This window comes from Aquipuribacter hungaricus (genome assembly GCF_037860755.1).
GTDB classification, from domain to species: domain Bacteria; phylum Actinomycetota; class Actinomycetes; order Actinomycetales; family JBBAYJ01; genus Aquipuribacter; species Aquipuribacter hungaricus.
On the sequence record NZ_JBBEOI010000065.1, the window covers coordinates 1 to 16,191 of the forward strand.

Annotated in this window: 17 protein-coding genes; 9 read left to right on the top strand and 8 right to left on the bottom strand. The window is 74.0% G+C overall.

All coding sequences use genetic code 11. The features are described from left to right. The 5 genes from WCS02_RS09155 to WCS02_RS09175 form a co-directional block, all read left to right on the top strand. Positions 1-294, top strand: a 294-nt coding sequence (locus WCS02_RS09155; RefSeq protein ID WP_340292245.1) for a hypothetical protein, incomplete at its 5' end; no start/stop codon positions are given. A gap of 90 nt (positions 295-384) precedes the next feature. Continuing rightward, positions 385-1,425, top strand: coding sequence for a thioredoxin-disulfide reductase (gene trxB / locus WCS02_RS09160; RefSeq protein WP_340292247.1), 1,041 nt, complete (start codon positions 385-387; stop codon positions 1,423-1,425). A 54-nt stretch (positions 1,426-1,479) separates the two neighbouring features. Continuing rightward, entirely contained in the window at positions 1,480-1,803 is a 324-nt protein-coding gene (trxA, locus tag WCS02_RS09165; protein WP_340292250.1) for a thioredoxin, read from the top strand. A gap of 162 nt (positions 1,804-1,965) precedes the next feature. Next, the gene (locus WCS02_RS09170) at positions 1,966-3,267 is read left to right on the top strand and encodes an aminotransferase-like domain-containing protein (protein WP_340292252.1); all 1,302 of its coding nucleotides are present in this window, start codon (positions 1,966-1,968) and stop codon (positions 3,265-3,267) included. Further along, on the top strand, positions 3,264-4,211 hold the full coding sequence (locus tag WCS02_RS09175; protein ID WP_340292255.1) for a D-alanine--D-alanine ligase family protein: 948 nt from the start codon (positions 3,264-3,266) through the stop codon (positions 4,209-4,211). Before WCS02_RS09170 ends, WCS02_RS09175 begins: the two co-directional genes overlap by 4 nt. 144 nt (positions 4,212-4,355) lie before the next feature. On the opposite strand, the gene WCS02_RS09180 is transcribed toward WCS02_RS09175, so the two are convergent. From WCS02_RS09180 to rpmH, 8 genes are all read right to left on the bottom strand, one after another. Continuing rightward, positions 4,356-5,567 (bottom strand): ParB/RepB/Spo0J family partition protein, encoded by a 1,212-nt coding sequence (locus WCS02_RS09180; RefSeq protein WP_340292257.1) that lies wholly within the window; start codon positions 5,565-5,567, stop codon positions 4,356-4,358. Then, the gene (locus WCS02_RS09185; protein ID WP_340292279.1) at positions 5,557-6,492 is read right to left on the bottom strand and encodes a ParA family protein; all 936 of its coding nucleotides are present in this window, start codon (positions 6,490-6,492) and stop codon (positions 5,557-5,559) included. Before WCS02_RS09185 ends, WCS02_RS09180 begins: the two co-directional genes overlap by 11 nt. 280 nt (positions 6,493-6,772) lie before the next feature. Further along, positions 6,773-7,414 carry a 16S rRNA (guanine(527)-N(7))-methyltransferase RsmG gene (gene rsmG / locus WCS02_RS09190; protein WP_340292259.1) on the bottom strand — a complete coding sequence of 214 codons (642 nt, stop codon included), beginning with the start codon at positions 7,412-7,414 and terminating at the stop codon, positions 6,773-6,775. A gap of 39 nt (positions 7,415-7,453) precedes the next feature. Further along, positions 7,454-8,128, bottom strand: a complete 675-nt coding sequence (locus WCS02_RS09195; protein ID WP_452039068.1) for a Jag family protein — start codon at positions 8,126-8,128, stop codon at positions 7,454-7,456. A gap of 125 nt (positions 8,129-8,253) precedes the next feature. After that, on the bottom strand, positions 8,254-9,225 hold the full coding sequence (yidC, locus tag WCS02_RS09200) for a membrane protein insertase YidC (protein ID WP_340292261.1): 972 nt from the start codon (positions 9,223-9,225) through the stop codon (positions 8,254-8,256). A 16-nt stretch (positions 9,226-9,241) separates the two neighbouring features. Then, a complete protein-coding gene (gene yidD / locus WCS02_RS09205; protein ID WP_340292263.1) occupies positions 9,242-9,541 on the bottom strand; it encodes a membrane protein insertion efficiency factor YidD in 300 nt (99 codons plus the stop codon). Next, positions 9,538-9,903, bottom strand: a complete 366-nt coding sequence (locus WCS02_RS09210; RefSeq protein WP_340292265.1) for a ribonuclease P protein component — start codon at positions 9,901-9,903, stop codon at positions 9,538-9,540. The genes yidD and WCS02_RS09210 overlap by 4 nt, the downstream gene beginning before the upstream one ends. Positions 9,904-10,002: 99 nt before the next feature. Further along, positions 10,003-10,140, bottom strand: a complete 138-nt coding sequence (rpmH, locus tag WCS02_RS09215; protein WP_340292267.1) for a 50S ribosomal protein L34 — start codon at positions 10,138-10,140, stop codon at positions 10,003-10,005. Positions 10,141-10,540: 400 nt separating this feature from the next. On the opposite strand from rpmH, the gene dnaA reads away from it, so the two are divergent. The 4 genes from dnaA (at position 10,541) to recF (ending at position 16,060) form a co-directional block, all read left to right on the top strand. After that, positions 10,541-12,088: a chromosomal replication initiator protein DnaA gene (gene dnaA, locus WCS02_RS09220; RefSeq protein WP_340292269.1), complete on the top strand. Its 1,548-nt coding sequence runs from the start codon at positions 10,541-10,543 to the stop codon at positions 12,086-12,088. Positions 12,089-12,655: 567 nt separating this feature from the next. Continuing rightward, positions 12,656-13,792 (top strand): DNA polymerase III subunit beta, encoded by a 1,137-nt coding sequence (gene dnaN, locus WCS02_RS09225; RefSeq protein ID WP_340292271.1) that lies wholly within the window; start codon positions 12,656-12,658, stop codon positions 13,790-13,792. Continuing rightward, the gene (gene gnd, locus WCS02_RS09230; protein WP_465252401.1) at positions 13,767-14,750 is read left to right on the top strand and encodes a phosphogluconate dehydrogenase (NAD(+)-dependent, decarboxylating); all 984 of its coding nucleotides are present in this window, start codon (positions 13,767-13,769) and stop codon (positions 14,748-14,750) included. Before dnaN ends, gnd begins: the two co-directional genes overlap by 26 nt. Positions 14,751-14,791: 41 nt before the next feature. Next, entirely contained in the window at positions 14,792-16,060 is a 1,269-nt protein-coding gene (gene recF, locus WCS02_RS09235; protein WP_340292276.1) for a DNA replication/repair protein RecF, read from the top strand. Positions 16,061-16,191: the final 131 nt, after the last annotated feature.

Below are 16,191 nucleotides of genomic sequence, written 5' to 3' on the forward strand. Positions count from 1 at the left end.
CCCGCGCCCGGCGGGTCCGCCCCGGCCGGCTCGACGGCCGCCGCGCCCGCCCCGCCGGACGCCGACGAGAGCCCGCTGTCCGAGCCGGAGGCGCTGGCCGACTGCGTCGAGGCGGTGACCTCCGGGGCCTCGAGCACCGCAACCGCCGTCGACCTGGCGTTCGTGGACGGCATCGAGTCCACCGTGGTCGTCGTCCCCGACGCGGCCGGCGTCGCCTACGAGGTGTACGTCGTCGGCGCCGACTGCGGCGGCATCGACGAGGGCCAGTTCAAGTTCTTCACCGTCACGCCCTGACCAGGGGCGGCCCGGGTCACGGGCCGGGGGCGGAACAACGGCGCGCCGCCGCCGGTTGACAGGACCGGACCACACGAGGAGGAACAGGGCATGAGCACCACCACCACCGGTACGGACGTCCGTCAGGTCGTCGTCGTCGGGTCCGGTCCCGCCGGGTACACCGCCGCCATCTACGCGGCGCGCGCGGACCTCGCGCCCCTGGTCTTCGAGTCGTCGGTGCAGGCCGGCGGCGCGCTCATGAACACCACGGACGTCGAGAACTACCCCGGCTTCCCGACCGGCGTCATGGGCCCGGACCTCATGGACAACCTGCGCGCCCAGGCCGAGCGCTTCGGCGCCGAGCTCGTGGCCGACGACATCGTCGAGATGCGGCTCGAGGGCGACGTCAAGGAGCTGGTCACCGGCTCCGGCGAGACCGTCCGCGCCCTCGCCGTCATCATCGCCACGGGCAGCGCCTACCGCGAGATCGGCCTGGAGAACGAGAAGCGCCTGTCCGGGCGCGGGGTGAGCTGGTGCGCCACGTGCGACGGCTTCTTCTTCAAGGAGAAGGACATCGTCGTCGTCGGCGGCGGCGACTCCGCGGTCGAGGAGGCCACCTTCCTCACCCGGTTCGCCCGCACCGTCACCCTCGTCCACCGTCGCGACGAGCTGCGCGCCAGCAAGATCATGCAGCGCCGGGCGTTCACCGACCCCAAGATGCGGTTCCGCTGGAACACCGAGGTCGTCGACGTGCTCGGCGAGACCTCGGTCGACGGGCTTAGGCTCCGCGACACGGTGACCGGCGAGGAATCGCAGATGGACGTGAGCGGCCTCTTCGTCGCCATCGGCCACGACCCCCGCACCGACCTGGTCCGCGGTCAGCTCGCCCTGGACGAGAACGGCTTCATCGAGGTCGACGGCCGGTCCGGCCGCACCTCGCTGCCCGGTGTCTTCGCGGCCGGCGACGTGCTGGACCACGAGTACATGCAGGCCATCACGGCGGCCGGCTCCGGCTGCGCCGCGGCCCTGGACGCCGAGCGCTACCTCGCGGCGCTGTCGGACACCCACGACGTCATCGCGGCCGCCACCACGGCGTTCCCCGAGGCCACCGAGGACAACCCGACGGTCCCGCACCTCGCCACCGTCGACTGACGCACAGACCACCCCCGCGCACGTCCCACCCCCACCGCAGAACGGAGCACCACCATGGCCACCACCTCCACGACCGACGCCGACTTCGACCGCGACGTCCTCCAGTCCGACAAGCCCGTGCTCGTCGACTTCTGGGCGCCCTGGTGCGGCCCGTGCCGCCAGGTCGGCCCGATCCTCGAGGAGCTGTCCGAGGAGTACAAGGACAAGATCACCGTGGTGAAGGTCAACACCGACGAGAACCCGCGCACCGCGGCCGCCTACGGCGTGGTGAGCATCCCGACCCTCAACGTGTACAAGGGCGGCGAGCTGGTCAAGAGCCTCGTCGGCGCGCACCCCAAGCCGCGCCTGGTCAAGGAGCTCGAGGACTACGTCGGCTGACGAGCCCAGCCGCGGGCCCCGCTGCCCGCAGGCGTGACCGGAGCCGTCCCACCCTCCGGGGTGGGGCGGCTCCGTCGCGTGGCGGCCGTGACAGACTCGACCGTCGCCTGCACGGACGGGCCCGGCGGCACGACGCCCTCCGGGGCCGCGAGGAGGTGGACGGTGTCGGGGACACGCCTGGACCGCTGGCACGGCTCGTACAGCCGCCGGGCGGTCGGCATGACCGCCTCCGAGATCCGCGCCCTGTTCGCGGTCGCCAGCCGCCCCGAGGTCGTCAGCCTCGCCGGCGGCATGCCGACCCTGGACGCCCTGCCGCTCGGCGAGGTCGCCGAGATCGTCCGCCGGTGCGCGGCCGAGCAGGCGTCCGTCGCCCTGCAGTACGGCTCGGGTCAAGGTGACAGCCTTGCCCGGGAGCAGATCGTCGACGTCATGACCACCGTGGGCGTCACCTGCGACCCCGACGACGTCGTCGTCACCACCGGGTCCCAGCACGCGCTGGACCTCCTCGTCCGCATCCTCGTCGACCCGGGCGACGTCGTCCTCGTCGAGTCCCCGAGCTACGTCGGCGCCCTCGGCGTGCTGCGCAGCTACGAGGCGGACATCCGGCACGTCGAGACGGGGCCGCAGGGCGCCGAGCCGGCGGCCGTCGCGGCGGCGGTGGCCCAGGCACGGAGCGAGGGGCGGCGCGTCAAGGCGCTGTACGTCGTGCCCCACCACCAGAACCCCAGCGGGGCCACCACGTCCGCGGCCCGGCGCGTCGAGCTGCTCGAGCAGTGCCGGCGCGACGGAGTGCTCGTCATCGAGGACGACCCGTACGCCCTGCTCGGCTTCGACTCCGAGCCGCTGGCGGCCATGCGGTCGCTCGACCCGGGCGGGGTCGTGTACCTCGGCTCGTTCTCCAAGACCTTCGCCCCGGGCCTGCGGGTCGGCTGGGCCGTGGCGCCCCCCGCCATCCGGGCCAAGCTCGTGCTGGCGGCCGAGGCGTCGGTGCTCTGCCCGTCGATGTTCTCCCAGCGCGTGGTCGCCACGTACCTGGCGGGCAGCGACTGGCGCGCCCACGTCAAGGTGCTGCGGGGCACCTACCGGGAGCGCCGGGACGCGCTGCTCGGCGCCCTGGAGCAGCAGCTGCCCCAGGCGCACGCCACGCGGCCCGAGGGCGGCTTCTTCACCTGGGTCCGCCTGCCCGAGGGCGTCGACGCCGCGGCCATGCTGCCCCGCGCCGTCGCCGCGCGGGTGGCCTACGTCCCCGGCACGGCCTTCCACGCCGACGGCGGCGGCAGCGACCACGTCCGCCTGTCGTTCTGCTTCCCGACCCCGGAGCGCCTGGTCGAGGGCGTGCGACGGCTGACCGCGGTCGTCGCCGCCGAGCAGGAGCTCGTCCAGACGTTCGGCAGCACGCTGCGCCCCGACGACGCCCGTACGCTGCCCGCCCACGCCGACCGTCCGGCCTCCGACACCGCATGAGCACCGACCTCGACGTGCTCGTCCTCGCCGGCGGGCTGTCCGCCGAGCGCGAGGTGTCCCTGGCCTCCGGTCGCCGTGTCGTCGCCGCACTGCACGAGGCCGGGGTCCAGGCGGCCGCGGTCGACGCCGGCGCCGACCTGGTGGACGTCGTCACCCGCCGCCGCCCCGACGTCGTCTGGCCCGTGCTGCACGGGGCCGGCGGCGAGGACGGGTCGCTGCTGCAGGTCCTCGAGCTGCTCGGGCTGCCGGTGGTCGGCTCGTCCGCCGCCGCCGCCCGGCTGGCCTGGGACAAGACGTCGACCGCGGCGGTCGTGGCCCGCGCCGGGACGTGCGTGCCCCCGTCGGTCACCCTCACCCACGGCGTGCTGCGCGACCTGGGTGCCGACGCCCTGCTGCCGCACGTCACCCGGACGCTCCCGGTGCCCGTGGTGGTCAAGCCCGTCCACGGCGGCTCGAGCCTGGGTGTCGGCGTCGTGCACGACGAGGCGCACCTGGCCCGGGCCATGATGGCCGCCCTCGGGCACGACTCCGCCTGCCGGGTCGAGCGCCTGGTCAGCGGGGTCGAGGTGGCCGTCGGGGTGGTCGACGACGGCTCCGGGCCGCGCGCGCTCCCGCCGGTGGAGATCGCCCCCGACTCCGGCTCCTACGACTACGAGGCGCGCTACACGGCCGGCGCGACGGAGTTCCACAGCCCCGCCCGGCTGCCCGACGCGGTCCTCGACCGCCTCCGTGCCGAGTCCGTGGCCGTGCACGAGACGCTCGGGCTGTCGTCGATCAGCCGCAGCGACTGGATCGTCTCCGAGGACGGCACCCCGTGGTTCCTCGAGGTCAACACCTCGCCCGGGCTGACCGGCACGAGCCTGCTGCCCCAGGCCGTCGTGGCGGCGGGGGAGACCCTGCCCGTCCTGTACCGGGCGCTCGCAGTGGCGGCTCTCCGCCGCTGAGTGGCCCACTGCCAGGCTTCGCCACGTTCCACGTGAAACGCGCGACTCCAGGGTCGAGCGGCTCCCGCGGTCGGAGCGATGGACGAACCTGGTGAGCGGGCGGCGTTTCACGTGAAACGCGCGGCCTCACCTGCGGCTCGCGCCTCAGACCTCGATGTCCTCAGAGACGCCGTCGTCCCCGCGGCCAGACGTCTGCGCCACAGGTCCGCCCCCCTGGAGCACCCCGGGGCCGCCCGGGTCCAGCACCGCCAGGATGCGGTCCAGGTCCTCGACCGTCGCGAACTCCACCGTGAGCCGTCCTCGGTTCTTGCCCAGGGCGACCTTGACCCGGGTGTCGAGCCGGTCGGACAGGCGTGAGGCGACCCCGTCGAGCAGAGGCAGGTGCCGTCCCGCCCGCGGCTGCGCAGCACGGGCCGGCCGCACACCCTGCGAGGACACGATCTCCTCGACGACCCGGACCGACAGGCCCTCGGTGACGATGCGCTGGGCCAGCCGCTCGGCCGCGCCGGCGTCGTCGAGGCCGAGCAGCGCGCGGGCGTGCCCGGCGGACAGCACCCCCGCCGCGACGCGCCGCTGGACAGCCGGCGGGAGCCGCAGCAGCCGGATGGTGTTGGAGATCTGCGGGCGCGAGCGGCCGATCCGGCGGGACAGCTCGTCCTGGGTGCAGCCGAAGTCGTCGAGCAGCTGCTGGTAGGCCGCGGCCTCCTCGAGCGGGTTGAGCTCGCTGCGGTGGAGGTTCTCCAGCAGCGCGTCCCTGAGCATGACGTCGTCGTCGGTGGCCCGGATGATCGCCGGCACGGTCGCCAGGCCCGCGGCGGTGCTCGCGCGCCAGCGTCGCTCGCCCATGATGAGCTCGAAGGCGACGTCGCCCTCGGGCTCGGGCAGCCGCCGCACGACCACGGGCTGGAGCACGCCGATCTCGCGCACGCTGTGCTCGAGCTCGTCCATCGCGTCCTGGTCGAAGACCTGCCGGGGCTGCCACGAGTTGGGTCGGACCGCTCCGACGGGGATCTCCGCGAACTCGGCCCCGGGGACCTCGACGAGGTCGTGCGTCTCGAGGACAGGCCCGTCGTCCGCCGTGCGCAGCGGCTCGGTGAGCCGGTCCGCATCGTCGGTGGAGGCCACCGCACCCTGCGACGGGGCGCCGGAGCCGGCGTCGTCGTCGGCCGCTGGGTTGTCCCCGCCCGTGGCAGGGGCGGCCTGCTCTGCAGCGCGCCCACCGGGGCCGGCGGGGAAGAAGACGTCGACCGGGCGATCGCGCGGGGCGGTGGGGACCGCGGGCCGGGGCTTGCCCGTCGTCGCCGGCGGGATGAGCGCGCCGATCCCGCGGCCGAGCCCTCGTCGCTTATCGCTCATCGGCGGCTGCTCCTCTGGTGGCGATCTCCTGGGCGGCCTCGAGGTACGAGAGCGCGCCGCTGGACGTCGGGTCGTAGGTCATGACGGTCTGCAGGTGGCTCGGCGCCTCGCTCACCCGCACCGAGCGCGGGATCGACGTCCGGAGCACCCGGTCGCCGAACACCTCCCTGACCTGCGCGGACACGTCCGCGGCCAGGCGGGTCCGGCGGTCGTTCATGGTGAGCAGCACCGTCGACACCGTGAGCTCGGGGTTGAGGTGCTCCTGGACCAGGTCGACGGTTCGCATGAGCTGCGTGACGCCCTCGAGCGCGTAGTACTCGCACTGGATCGGCACCAGCACCTCGCGGGCGGCCACCAGGGTGTTGAGCGTCAGCAGGCCGAGGCTGGGCGGGCTGTCGATGAGGACGTAGTGCGGCGGCTCGGCGACCTCGGCCAGGTAGGCGTCGATCGCCGTGCGCAGCCGGTACTCGCGCGCCTCGACCGGGACGAGCTCGATCTCCGCGCCGGACAGGTCCAGGGTGGCCGGCGCGCACGTCACCCCGTCGACCTCCGGGCAGTCCTGCACGACCTCGGCGAGGGTCATCTCGCCCATGAGCACGTCATAGATCCCGGCGACGTCGCCGTGGTGCTCGACCCCCAGGGCCGTGCTGGCGTTGCCCTGGGGGTCGGCGTCGACGACGAGCACCCGCAGGCCGCCCTGGGCGAGGGCGGCGGCCACGTTGACGGCGGTCGTCGTCTTGCCCACGCCACCCTTCTGGTTGGCGACGGTGAAGACACGGGTGCCGTGGGCAGGCGGGGGGAACTGCCGGCCGTGGATCGCCAGCCGACGTCGCGCATCGGTGGCGATCTCCTGAGCCAGCGGCGTCTCGTCCCCGGCGGTGGGGATGGCTGACGCGACCTCGGTCCGCCACTCCTCGTCGGACAGGGGGTCGACCGACGTCCGCGCCGCCGCCGGGCCGTCCGGTGCGGCAGCCGTGGCGCCCGGTGCGTCGGTGCTGTCCTCGCGCTGGCCGGTTGCTACGGCGGCTACCGGCGCAGCCGCCGTTTCACGTGAAACCCCGGCCGCGTCGTCGTCGCCATATGTCTCGGGAGCGGTTTCACGTGAAACGGCACCCACAGGGGTGATCGGCGACTCGCTATCGGCGCCGTCGGACGCCGTCAGTCGGGCGGTGGACCCGTCGCTCGACGCCTCTCCAGAGGTGGGATCAGCCGGAGCGACGCGCAACGACGACCGTCGTCGCTTCTCCCAGTACGCCACTGCCGCATCGTCCCACGTCCAGCGACGACACCCGCCACCGCGAGGCCTGCCGTGCGACCGCGTCGACCTCGGTCTGGGCCTGCTCGCCCTTGAGCGCGAGCAGCACCCCGCCGGGCCGCAGCAGGGGCATGCACATCGGGAGCAGCCGCTCCAGCGGGGCTACGGCGCGCGCCGTGACGACGTCCACCTGGCGGGGCCCGATGACGGCGACCTTGCCGCGGGTCACCACGACGGAGCCGGTGAGGCCGAGCTCGACGAGCACCTCGTCGAGCCACGAGGTCCGGCGCAGCAACGGCTCGACGAGCTCCACCTGCACGTCCGGTCGGGCGATGGCGAGCGGGATGCCGGGCAGCCCCGCCCCCGACCCGACGTCGAGGACCCGTGCGCCGTCGGGAACGAGCTCGCCCACGACAGCGGAGTTGAGCAGGTGACGGTCCCAGAGCCGGTCGGCCTCGCGAGGACCGATGAGCCCTCGCTCGGTCCCGCTGGTGGCGAGCAGCCCCGCGTACCGCGCGGCGAGGTCCACGCGGTCGCCGAACACGGCCGCGGCCTCGGGCGGGACTGGTGCGGCCTCCGGGGTCTGCGTCACGGGTGCACGGGGGCGAGGACCCGCTGGGTCACCGACGGCTCAGGCGGGGTGGACGACGACGTAGCGGTCCGGCTCGGCGCCGTCGGACTCGCTCCGCAGGCCGGCCTCGGCGACCGCGTCGTGCACGGCCTTGCGCTGGTAGGCCGGCATCGGCTCCAGCTGCACGCTCTCGCCGCTGGCCCGGACCCGGCTGACGGCGTCGGCCGCGATGCCGGCGGCGGTGCTACGACGGTCCTCGCGGAAGCCGGCGATGTCCAGCAGGAGCCGGCTCCGCTCGCCGGTCTTGGCCTGCGCGGCCAGGCGGGTGAGCTCCTGCAGGGCGTCGAGGACCTCCCCGCCGGGACCGACGAGCACCTGCAGGCCGGTGGGGTCGGCCTCGTCGGCCAGGACCGCCACGCTGGCCCGGCCGTTCTCCACGAAGATGTCGATGTCGCCGTCCAGGTCGGCGATGTCGAGCAGCTCCTCGAGGTAGTCCGCCGCGGCGTCGCCCTCGGCGTCCAGCAGCTTCTGCTTGCTCGACTGCTCGCCCTGCCGGGGCGCCCGGGGCTCGCGCGCCTCCCGTGCGGGGGTGGCGCCGGTCCCCTCGGTGGCCTCGTCGCCCACGTCGGCGGTGACGGCGGGACGGTCCCCGACCGCCGCGCCCGTCGTCGCGGAGACCCCCTCGGCGGCCTCGGGTGCGGCGGCGCCGGTCGTGCTGTCGGCCGTGGTGTCCACGGTTCCTCCTCAGGTGCGCCCCTCGGGGCGGTGCGGTGCCGTCTGCGACGGCGGTGTCGTCGGCCCCGTCCCGGGAGGTGCGCACCGGGCCGGGGGACGGGTCCCCGGGCCGGTGGAGGGGTGGCTCAGGCGGCGCCGGGACGTCGCTTGCTCTTGGGCTGCCGCTTGGGCTGCGCACGCTTGACCGGGTCAGCCACCGCCACAGGCAAGGGCTCTGGCTTGCCGAGGATCTCGTGGACCGGCCGGCCCGTGCGCTCCGACTTGCGGGTCGCAGCCTTGAGGCGACGGGCCTCGAGCTCCTTCTCCGCCGGCGACCCGGGCGCGGGGAGGTTGCGGATGACGATGGTCTGCTGCACGGCGGAGTAGAGGTTCGTCACGCACCAGTACAGGAGCACGCCGATCGGGAAGCCGATGCCGGAGACCGCGAAGACGATGGGGAGGATGTAGAGCAGCATCTTCTGCTGCTTGAAGAACGGGCTGTCCAGCGCGGCGGCGGACATGTTCTTCGTCATGAGCATCTTCTGCACGTAGAACTGCGACAGGCACATGACGACGACGAGGATCGCGGCGACCAGGTAGGTCCACGGGCCGGTCGGGTCGAGGAACGTCGCGGACAGCTCTGAGCCGAAGATCCGGGCCTGCTGGGCCTGCTCGACGAGCGTCTGGTCGAACGGCCCGGTGCCGCGGCCGCTGCGGATGCCGTTGAGCACGCGGAACAGCGCGAAGAAGATCGGCATCTGCAGGAGGATCGGCAGGCACGAGGCGAACGGGTTCGTCTTGGAGCTCTTGTAGAGCTCCATCGTCTCCTTGGTCATCGCCTCGCGGGAGGCCTGGTCGTTCTTCCCGCGGTACTTGTCCTGGACCTTCTTCAGCTCCGGCTGGATGATCTGCATCTGCCGCGACGCCTTGATCTGGCGCACGAAGAGCGGGATCAGCGCGGTGCGGATGACGAGCACGAGCGCGACGATGGACAGCACCCACGCCGGCCCGCCCGCGGGGTCGAAGCCGACGGCCTCCAGACCCGTGTGCGCGGTCACCATGATCCAGGCGACCACCCACTCCAGCGGGTACAGCAGGCTCGCGAAGAAGTCGCCCATGCGGTCCAGGTCCTCCTCAGGACGTCGTGGTGCTGTGCTCGTGGGGCCGCTCCGGGACCGGGTCCCAGCCCCCGTCGTTCCAGGGGTGGCAGCGAGCCAGCCGCCGTGCCGTGAGCCAGCCGCCGTGCAGGACGCCGTAGCGGCGGACCGCCGTCACAGCGTACGACGAGCACGAGGGCGCGAACCGACAGACAGGACCGAGCAGCGGCGACAGGGTGAGCTGGTAGAGCCGCAGCACGAGGACCACGGCCTCGCGGGGCGCGAGCCACAGCAGCCGGCCGGCCCGGCGGAGGCCCGTCGGGGGCGGTGCGGTCACCGGTGCACCCCCAGCTTCCGCAGCGCGGCGGCCAGCCAGGCACCGAGCTCGGGCGTGGACGCCCCGGTGGCCTCGGGCAGCAGGCGGACCACGAGGTCCACGTCGGCGTCCAGGGTCCCGCCGCGCACCATCGCCTGCAGCTGCTCCTGGACCCGACGACGGGTCCGGTTGCGCCGGACGGCCGGCCCGCAGGTGCGGGGGGCGACGAACGCCACCCGTGGACCGGTCGGGTGGGTGCCGTCGACGGCCTCGCGGCGCCTGCCGTGCACGACGAGCCCGCCCGCACGGACCCGGCGGCCGCGGCGCACGACGGCGGTGATGTCCGGGCTGCGCCTCAGGCGGCGCCCGGCGGGCAGGCCCACGTCAGACGACGGCACCCCTGCCCCGGCGCGGCCCGGGGGCGGCGCAGGACAGGGGTGCGGGGGTCGTGGCGCTCAGCGACGCCTCCGTGTCCCGGCCGGTCAGGCGGAGAGCTCGGAGCGACCCTTGGCGCGGCGGGCGGCCAGGATGGCGCGGCCGGCGCGGGTCGACATGCGAAGGCGGAAACCGTGCGTGCGGGCACGCCGACGGTTCTTCGGCTGGAACGTGCGCTTGCTCACTGGAACCTCTCACCGATCCTCGGGGACTGCGGGCAGCCGGCCGGGGCCGGGACAACCGCACAAAAGTACGTGACCTGCGACGACGGGTCAAACCACCGAGCGGGCCCTGCCCAGGGTATCGGCTCGGCGGGGGTGCCCGGCACCGTCGTCCCCACCCGGGCGGGTCGCCGTGCACCGGCTCGGCCGGATGGCTGCACCCGGCCCCGCCAACCGTCTACAGTCTCAGAGCGCCGGGCACCCTGGGGTGAGGCGCGCGGGACGGCCGCAGCGACTGCGGCCGGGACGAAGCCGGGAACCTTGCACGCTGAGCACCCTGCACGTTACGTTCCGTGCGCCTCCCGTCCGTCGCAGTCCACACCTGTGGACAAGGGTGTGGACGACGACTTCCGGAGGAGCACCGATGACGGACGCAGGGCGCGCGGCGACCTCGGAGGAGCTCGCGGCGACCTGGGCCGCCAGCATTGCGGCGATGCCCTCGGACCTGTCCCCGCTGCACCGGGGCCAGCTCCGCTCGGCCCGGCTGGTCGCCCTCGAGGTCGACACCGCCCAGGTCGCGGTCGCCAGCTCCTTCGACCGCCAGCTCATCGAGACCAAGCTGCTCGACACCGTCGTCGACGCGCTCTCGGAGACCACCGGGCAGCAGTGGCGGCTCGCGGTCGTCGTCGACCCGGGTCTCGGCGGCCTCGACGGCGGTGCGGCCCCCGCCCACGTGCTCCCCTTCGACCGGCTCGGCGACCACGGGGTGCGCCGCGACCTGGGCGGCGACCGGCAGGTCCTCGACCTCACGGACATCGACGACGAGGACGACCGCTCACCGGCCGAGCTGCGCGAGATCCGGGGCCGCCACGCCGGCCACCACGACAGCCAGCGCGGCGCCGCCACCCGCCGGCGGACCCTGGCGGAGGAGGCCGAGGCGCGGCTCAACCCCCGCTACACCTTCGAGACCTTCGTCATCGGTGCCTCCAACCGCTTCGCGCACGCCGCGGCGGTCGCGGTCGCCGAGGCGCCGGCCAAGGCCTACAACCCGCTGTTCGTCTACGGGGAGTCCGGGCTGGGCAAGACCCACCTGCTCCACGCCATCGGCCACTACGTCCAGAGCCTCTACGGCGGCATGCGCGTGCGGTACGTGAACTCCGAGGAGTTCACCAACGACTTCATCAACTCGATCCGCGACGACCGGGCGGCCGCGTTCCACAGCCGCTACCGCGAGGTCGACGTGCTGCTCATCGACGACATCCAGTTCCTGCAGAACAAGGTGCAGACGCAGGAGGAGTTCTTCCACACCTTCAACGCGCTGCACAACGGCAACAAGCAGGTGGTCATCACCAGCGACGTGCCGCCCAAGCAGCTGCAGGGCTTCGAGGACCGGATGCGCAGCCGCTTCGAGTGGGGCCTGCTCACCGACGTGCAGCCGCCCGACCTCGAGACCCGGATCGCCATCCTCCGCAAGAAGGCGATCGTCGACTCCCTCGCGGTGCCGGACGAGATCATGGAGTACATCGCCTCCCGGATCTCGACGAACATCCGCGAGCTCGAGGGCGCCCTGATCCGGGTGACCGCCTTCGCGAGCCTGCACCGGCAGCCCCTGACGACCCAGCTCGCCGACGTCGTCCTCAAGGACCTCATCCCCGCCGCCGACCAGCCCGCCATCACGGCGTCGCAGATCATGGCCGAGACGTCGAGCTTCTTCGGGGTCACCGTCGAGGACCTGCACGGCAGCTCGCGCTCCAGGGTGCTCGTCAACGCGCGCCAGATCGCCATGTACCTGTGCCGGGAGCTCACCGAGCTGTCGCTGCCCAAGATCGGCCAGGCGTTCGGCGGCCGGGACCACACCACCGTCATGCACGCCGAGCGGAAGATACGCGGCCTGATGAGCGAGCGGATGGCCGTCTACAACCAGGTCACCGAGCTGACGAGCCGGCTCAAGCGCCAGTCCGGGACCCGCTGAGCCGACGCGGCGCAGGGCCCGGCGGTCCTGACGTGCCCGACCGGGGTCCCTCCAGGGGCTCCGGCCTCTCGTGCTGTCCACAGCGCTGTCCACAGCCTGTGCGTCCGCTGACGCGTTGTGCGTCCGACGTGTCTCTCCGTACTGTCCACAGGTTCTGTGGACAACCTGTGGACCCACGACCCGTCCGTGTGCGCCCAGGTCGTCGTAGGGACGGCCGGCGGGGGACGACCCGGGGACGGCGGCGCGCCCTCCACAGCCGCCCCCCGACGGCGGCCCCCTGCGTCCACACCCTGTCCACCGGCGCGGACGGCACCCGACAGAGGTGTCGTCGCACGTGGCGGCGGCGTGGCGTCCGGCGGGAGGTCGCCCGTCCACAGGATCCACAGCCCCTATGACGACGACCTACCCCTCCATCTGAGAGCAGCTGCCCCGACGTACCTGTGGTGTGGACGGCCCCCAGAGGGGAGGAGGACCCGGGACGATCCGACTAGTCTCGGGCTCCCGGCTCGCGGGACGGCTCGACCGGCAGCCCGCCGAGGACCACAGACACGCGCCACAGGAGGCTCCGTGCGACTGCAGATCGACCGTGACGTGCTCGCGGAGGCGGTCGCCTGGACGACCCGTGTGCTCCCGGCCCGCCCCCCGGTCCCGGTCCTCACCGGCGTCCTGCTCGTGGCGGTCCCCGACGGCCTCCAGCTGTCCGCGTTCGACTACGAGGTCTCGGCCCGCATGACGGCGGCCGCGCAGGTGAGCGAGGAGGGCCGGGTCCTCGTCCAGGGCCGGCTGCTGTCCGACATCGCCCGCACGCTGCCGAACAAGCCGGTCACGCTGTTCCTCGACGGTTCCAAGCTGCGCGTCGAGGCCGGCAGCAGCCGCTTCGCCCTGCCGCTCATGCCGGTCGAGGAGTACCCGCAGCTCCCGCCGCCGCCGCAGCGCGTCGGCTCGGTCCCCGGCGAGGTCTTCGGCGCCGCCGTCGCCCAGGTCGCCATCGCCGCCGCCCGCGACGAGACCCCGCCGGTGCTCACGGCCGTCCGCGTGGAGATCGACGGGCGCTCGCTGAGCCTCGTCGCCACCGACCGCTACCGGCTCGCGCTGCGCGAGGTCGAGTGGGACGGCGACGACGCCGGCGCCGAGCGGGCGTTCCTCGTCCGCGCGCGCACCCTCAACGACATCGCCAAGAGCCTCGGCGCCGGCAGCGACGTGGAGATCGGGCTGTCCAGCGGCCCCGGCGAGCTGCTCGGCATCTCCTCCGGCGGCCGCCGCACGACGGTCCCGCTCATGGACGGCGCCTACCCGCCCGTGCGCCGGCTGTTCCCCGAGTCCTCCGACACCACGGTCGTCGTCGAGACGGCCTCGCTCGTCGACGGCGTGCGCCGCATGGCGCTCATCGGCGACCGGGCACCCGTGCGGCTCACCGTCACCGAGGACGAGATCGTCCTGGACGCCGGCACCGGCGAGGACGCCCAGGCCAGCGACGCGCTCGCCGTCGAGGCGGTCGACGGTCCCGGCCTGTCCATCGGCTTCAACACCGGGTACCTCATCGACGGCCTGTCGGCGACGGGGTCCAGGTACGTCCGGCTGTCGTTCACCCAGCCGTCCAAGCCGGTCCTGCTCAGCGGCCACGACAGCGCCGACGCCACGGACACCCGCGGCTACACGTACCTGCTCATGCCCACCCGTGTCGCAGGTCGCGCCGACGGCTGAGCCGCACCACGCTCGGTACAGGCCCCGTCGGGGCCACGCACCCGGACGAAGGAGACACATCGTGCACATCGGTCTGGTCGGTCTCGGCAAGATGGGCGGCAACATGCGGACCCGCCTCCGCGCGGCGGGCATCGAGGTCACCGGCTACGCCCCGGACCCCTCGACCACCGACGTCGCCACCCTCGCCGACATGGTCGCGGCGCTGCCCGCCCCCCGGATCGTCTGGGTGATGGTCCCCAGCGGGGAGATCACTCGTCAGAACGTCACCGAGCTCGGCGAGCTGCTGGAGCCGGGCGACATGGTCATCGAGGGCGGCAACTCCCGCTTCACCGACGACCGGGTGCACGCGGCGATGCTCGCCGAGAAGGGCATCGCCTACCTGGACTGCGGCGTCTCCGGTGGTGTCTGGGGCATCACCGAGGGCTACGGGCTCATGGTCGGCGGGGCACCCGAGGACGTCGAGCGCGCCATGCCCGTCTTCGACGCGCTGCGCCCCGAGGGCGCCCGCGAGGAGGGCTTCAGCCACGCCGGCCCGGTCGGCGGCGGGCACTACGCGAAGATGGTCCACAACGGCATCGAGTACGCGATCATGCAGGCCTTCGCCGAGGGCTACGAGCTGCTCAGCGCCACCGACGCCGTGACCGACGTGCCGGCGATCTTCGAGGGCTGGCGCCGCGGCACCGTCGTCCGCTCCTGGCTGCTGGACCTCATGGTCACCGCGCTCAAGGAGGACCCGCGCCTGGAGAAGGTCAGCGGCTACGCCGAGGACTCCGGCGAGGGCCGGTGGACGGTCATGGAGGGCATCGCCAACGCGGTCCCCACCCCGACGATCGCCGCCTCGCTGTACGCGCGGTTCGTCTCGCGCCAGGAGGACAGCCCGGCGATGAAGGCGATCGCGGCGCTGCGCAACCAGTTCGGCGGGCACTCGGTCCGCAGCACCACCGTCGGCCCGGCCTGACCGGCCCGGCCGCCCGGTCCCGCTGCCCCGCCCCCTGACCCGTGCACGTCGAGCACCTGTCGCTGACGGACTTCCGGTCCTACCCGACGGCGGAGGTGCCGCTCGGCCCCGGCGTGACCACGCTGGTCGGGGACAACGGGCAGGGCAAGACCAACGTCGTCGAGGCCCTGGCCTACCTGGCCACCCTCGGCAGCCACCGCGTCGCCACGGACGCGGCGCTCGTGCGCTCCGGCGCCGAGCGGGCCGTGGTGCGCGGCCGGCTGCGGCGGGGCGGCCGGGCGGCCCTGCTCGAGCTGGAGATCACGCCGGGCAGGGCCAACCGCGCCCGGGTCAACCGCTCGCCCACCCGCCCGCGCGAGGTGCTCGGCCTGCTGCGGACCGTGGTGTTCGCCCCCGAGGACCTCGCCGTCGTCAAGGGCGAGCCGGACCAGCGGCGGCGCTTCGTCGACGACCTGCTCGTCGCGCTGAGCCCGCGCTACGCCGGGGTGCGCTCGGACTACGAGCGGGTCGTCCGCCAGCGCAGCGCCCTGCTCAAGAACGCCCGGGGGCTGCGCGGCGAGGCCCGCGACGGGCTCATGACGACCCTCGAGGTCTGGGACGGCCAGCTCGCGCAGACCGGGGCCGACCTGCTGTCCGCCCGGCTGCGGACCCTGGAGCAGCTGGCCCCCTACGCCGAGCAGGCCTACGCCGACGTCTCCGGCGTGCCGGGCGCGCTCCGGACGGCGTACCGCGCCCGCGGCCTGCACCCCGGCGTGCGCTCCGAGGCGACCGCCGGGCTGCCCGCCCCGCCGACCGACCGCACCGAGCTGCACGACGCGCTGCTCGCTGCCGTGGCGCAGGCCCGCACGGCGGAGATCGACCGCGGCACCACGCTGGTCGGACCGCACCGCGACGACGTCGACCTCGTCGTCAACGGCCTGCCCGCTCGGGGGTACGCCAGCCACGGCGAGTCCTGGTCGACCGCGCTGGCCCTGCGGGTGGGGTCCTTCGACCTGCTCCGCGACACCGGCGGCGACGACGGCGAGCCGGTGCTCGTGCTCGACGACGTGTTCGCCGAGCTCGACGCGCGCCGGCGCCGGCACCTGGCGGGGCGGGCGCTCGCGGCCGAGCAGGTGCTGGTCACCGCGGCCGTCGCGGAGGACGTGCCGCCCGAGCTGGCCGGCCGGGTCCTCACGGTGCGGCGGGACCCCGCGACGGGGCTGAGCTCGATCACGGGCCCCGACGTCGAGCCCGGCGACCCCGCCCCCGACGGGTCGGACGCCCCCGACCCCGCCCTCGACGGGTCGGCCGGACCGGGGGGCTCCGTATGACCCCGGCCCCTGCCGACGCGTCAGGCCCCGCGGAGCCCGGCCCGGCCGACGAGCCGGACGCCCTCACCCTCGCCTGGACCCGGGCGCTCGCCGCGGCCCGCGCCCGCGGGATGCGTCCCGGGATGCCCGGC

Coding starts and splice junctions, on each gene's coding strand:
- trxB (WP_340292247.1), top strand. CDS start 385: ATGAGCACCACCACCACCGGTACGGACGTCCGTCAGGTCGTCGTCGTC.
- WCS02_RS09180 (WP_340292257.1), bottom strand. CDS start 5,567: ATGAGCGATAAGCGACGAGGGCTCGGCCGCGGGATCGGCGCGCTCATC.
- trxA (WP_340292250.1), top strand. CDS start 1,480: ATGGCCACCACCTCCACGACCGACGCCGACTTCGACCGCGACGTCCTC.
- WCS02_RS09175 (WP_340292255.1), top strand. CDS start 3,264: ATGAGCACCGACCTCGACGTGCTCGTCCTCGCCGGCGGGCTGTCCGCC.
- yidC (WP_340292261.1), bottom strand. CDS start 9,225: ATGGGCGACTTCTTCGCGAGCCTGCTGTACCCGCTGGAGTGGGTGGTC.
- dnaA (WP_340292269.1), top strand. CDS start 10,541: ATGACGGACGCAGGGCGCGCGGCGACCTCGGAGGAGCTCGCGGCGACC.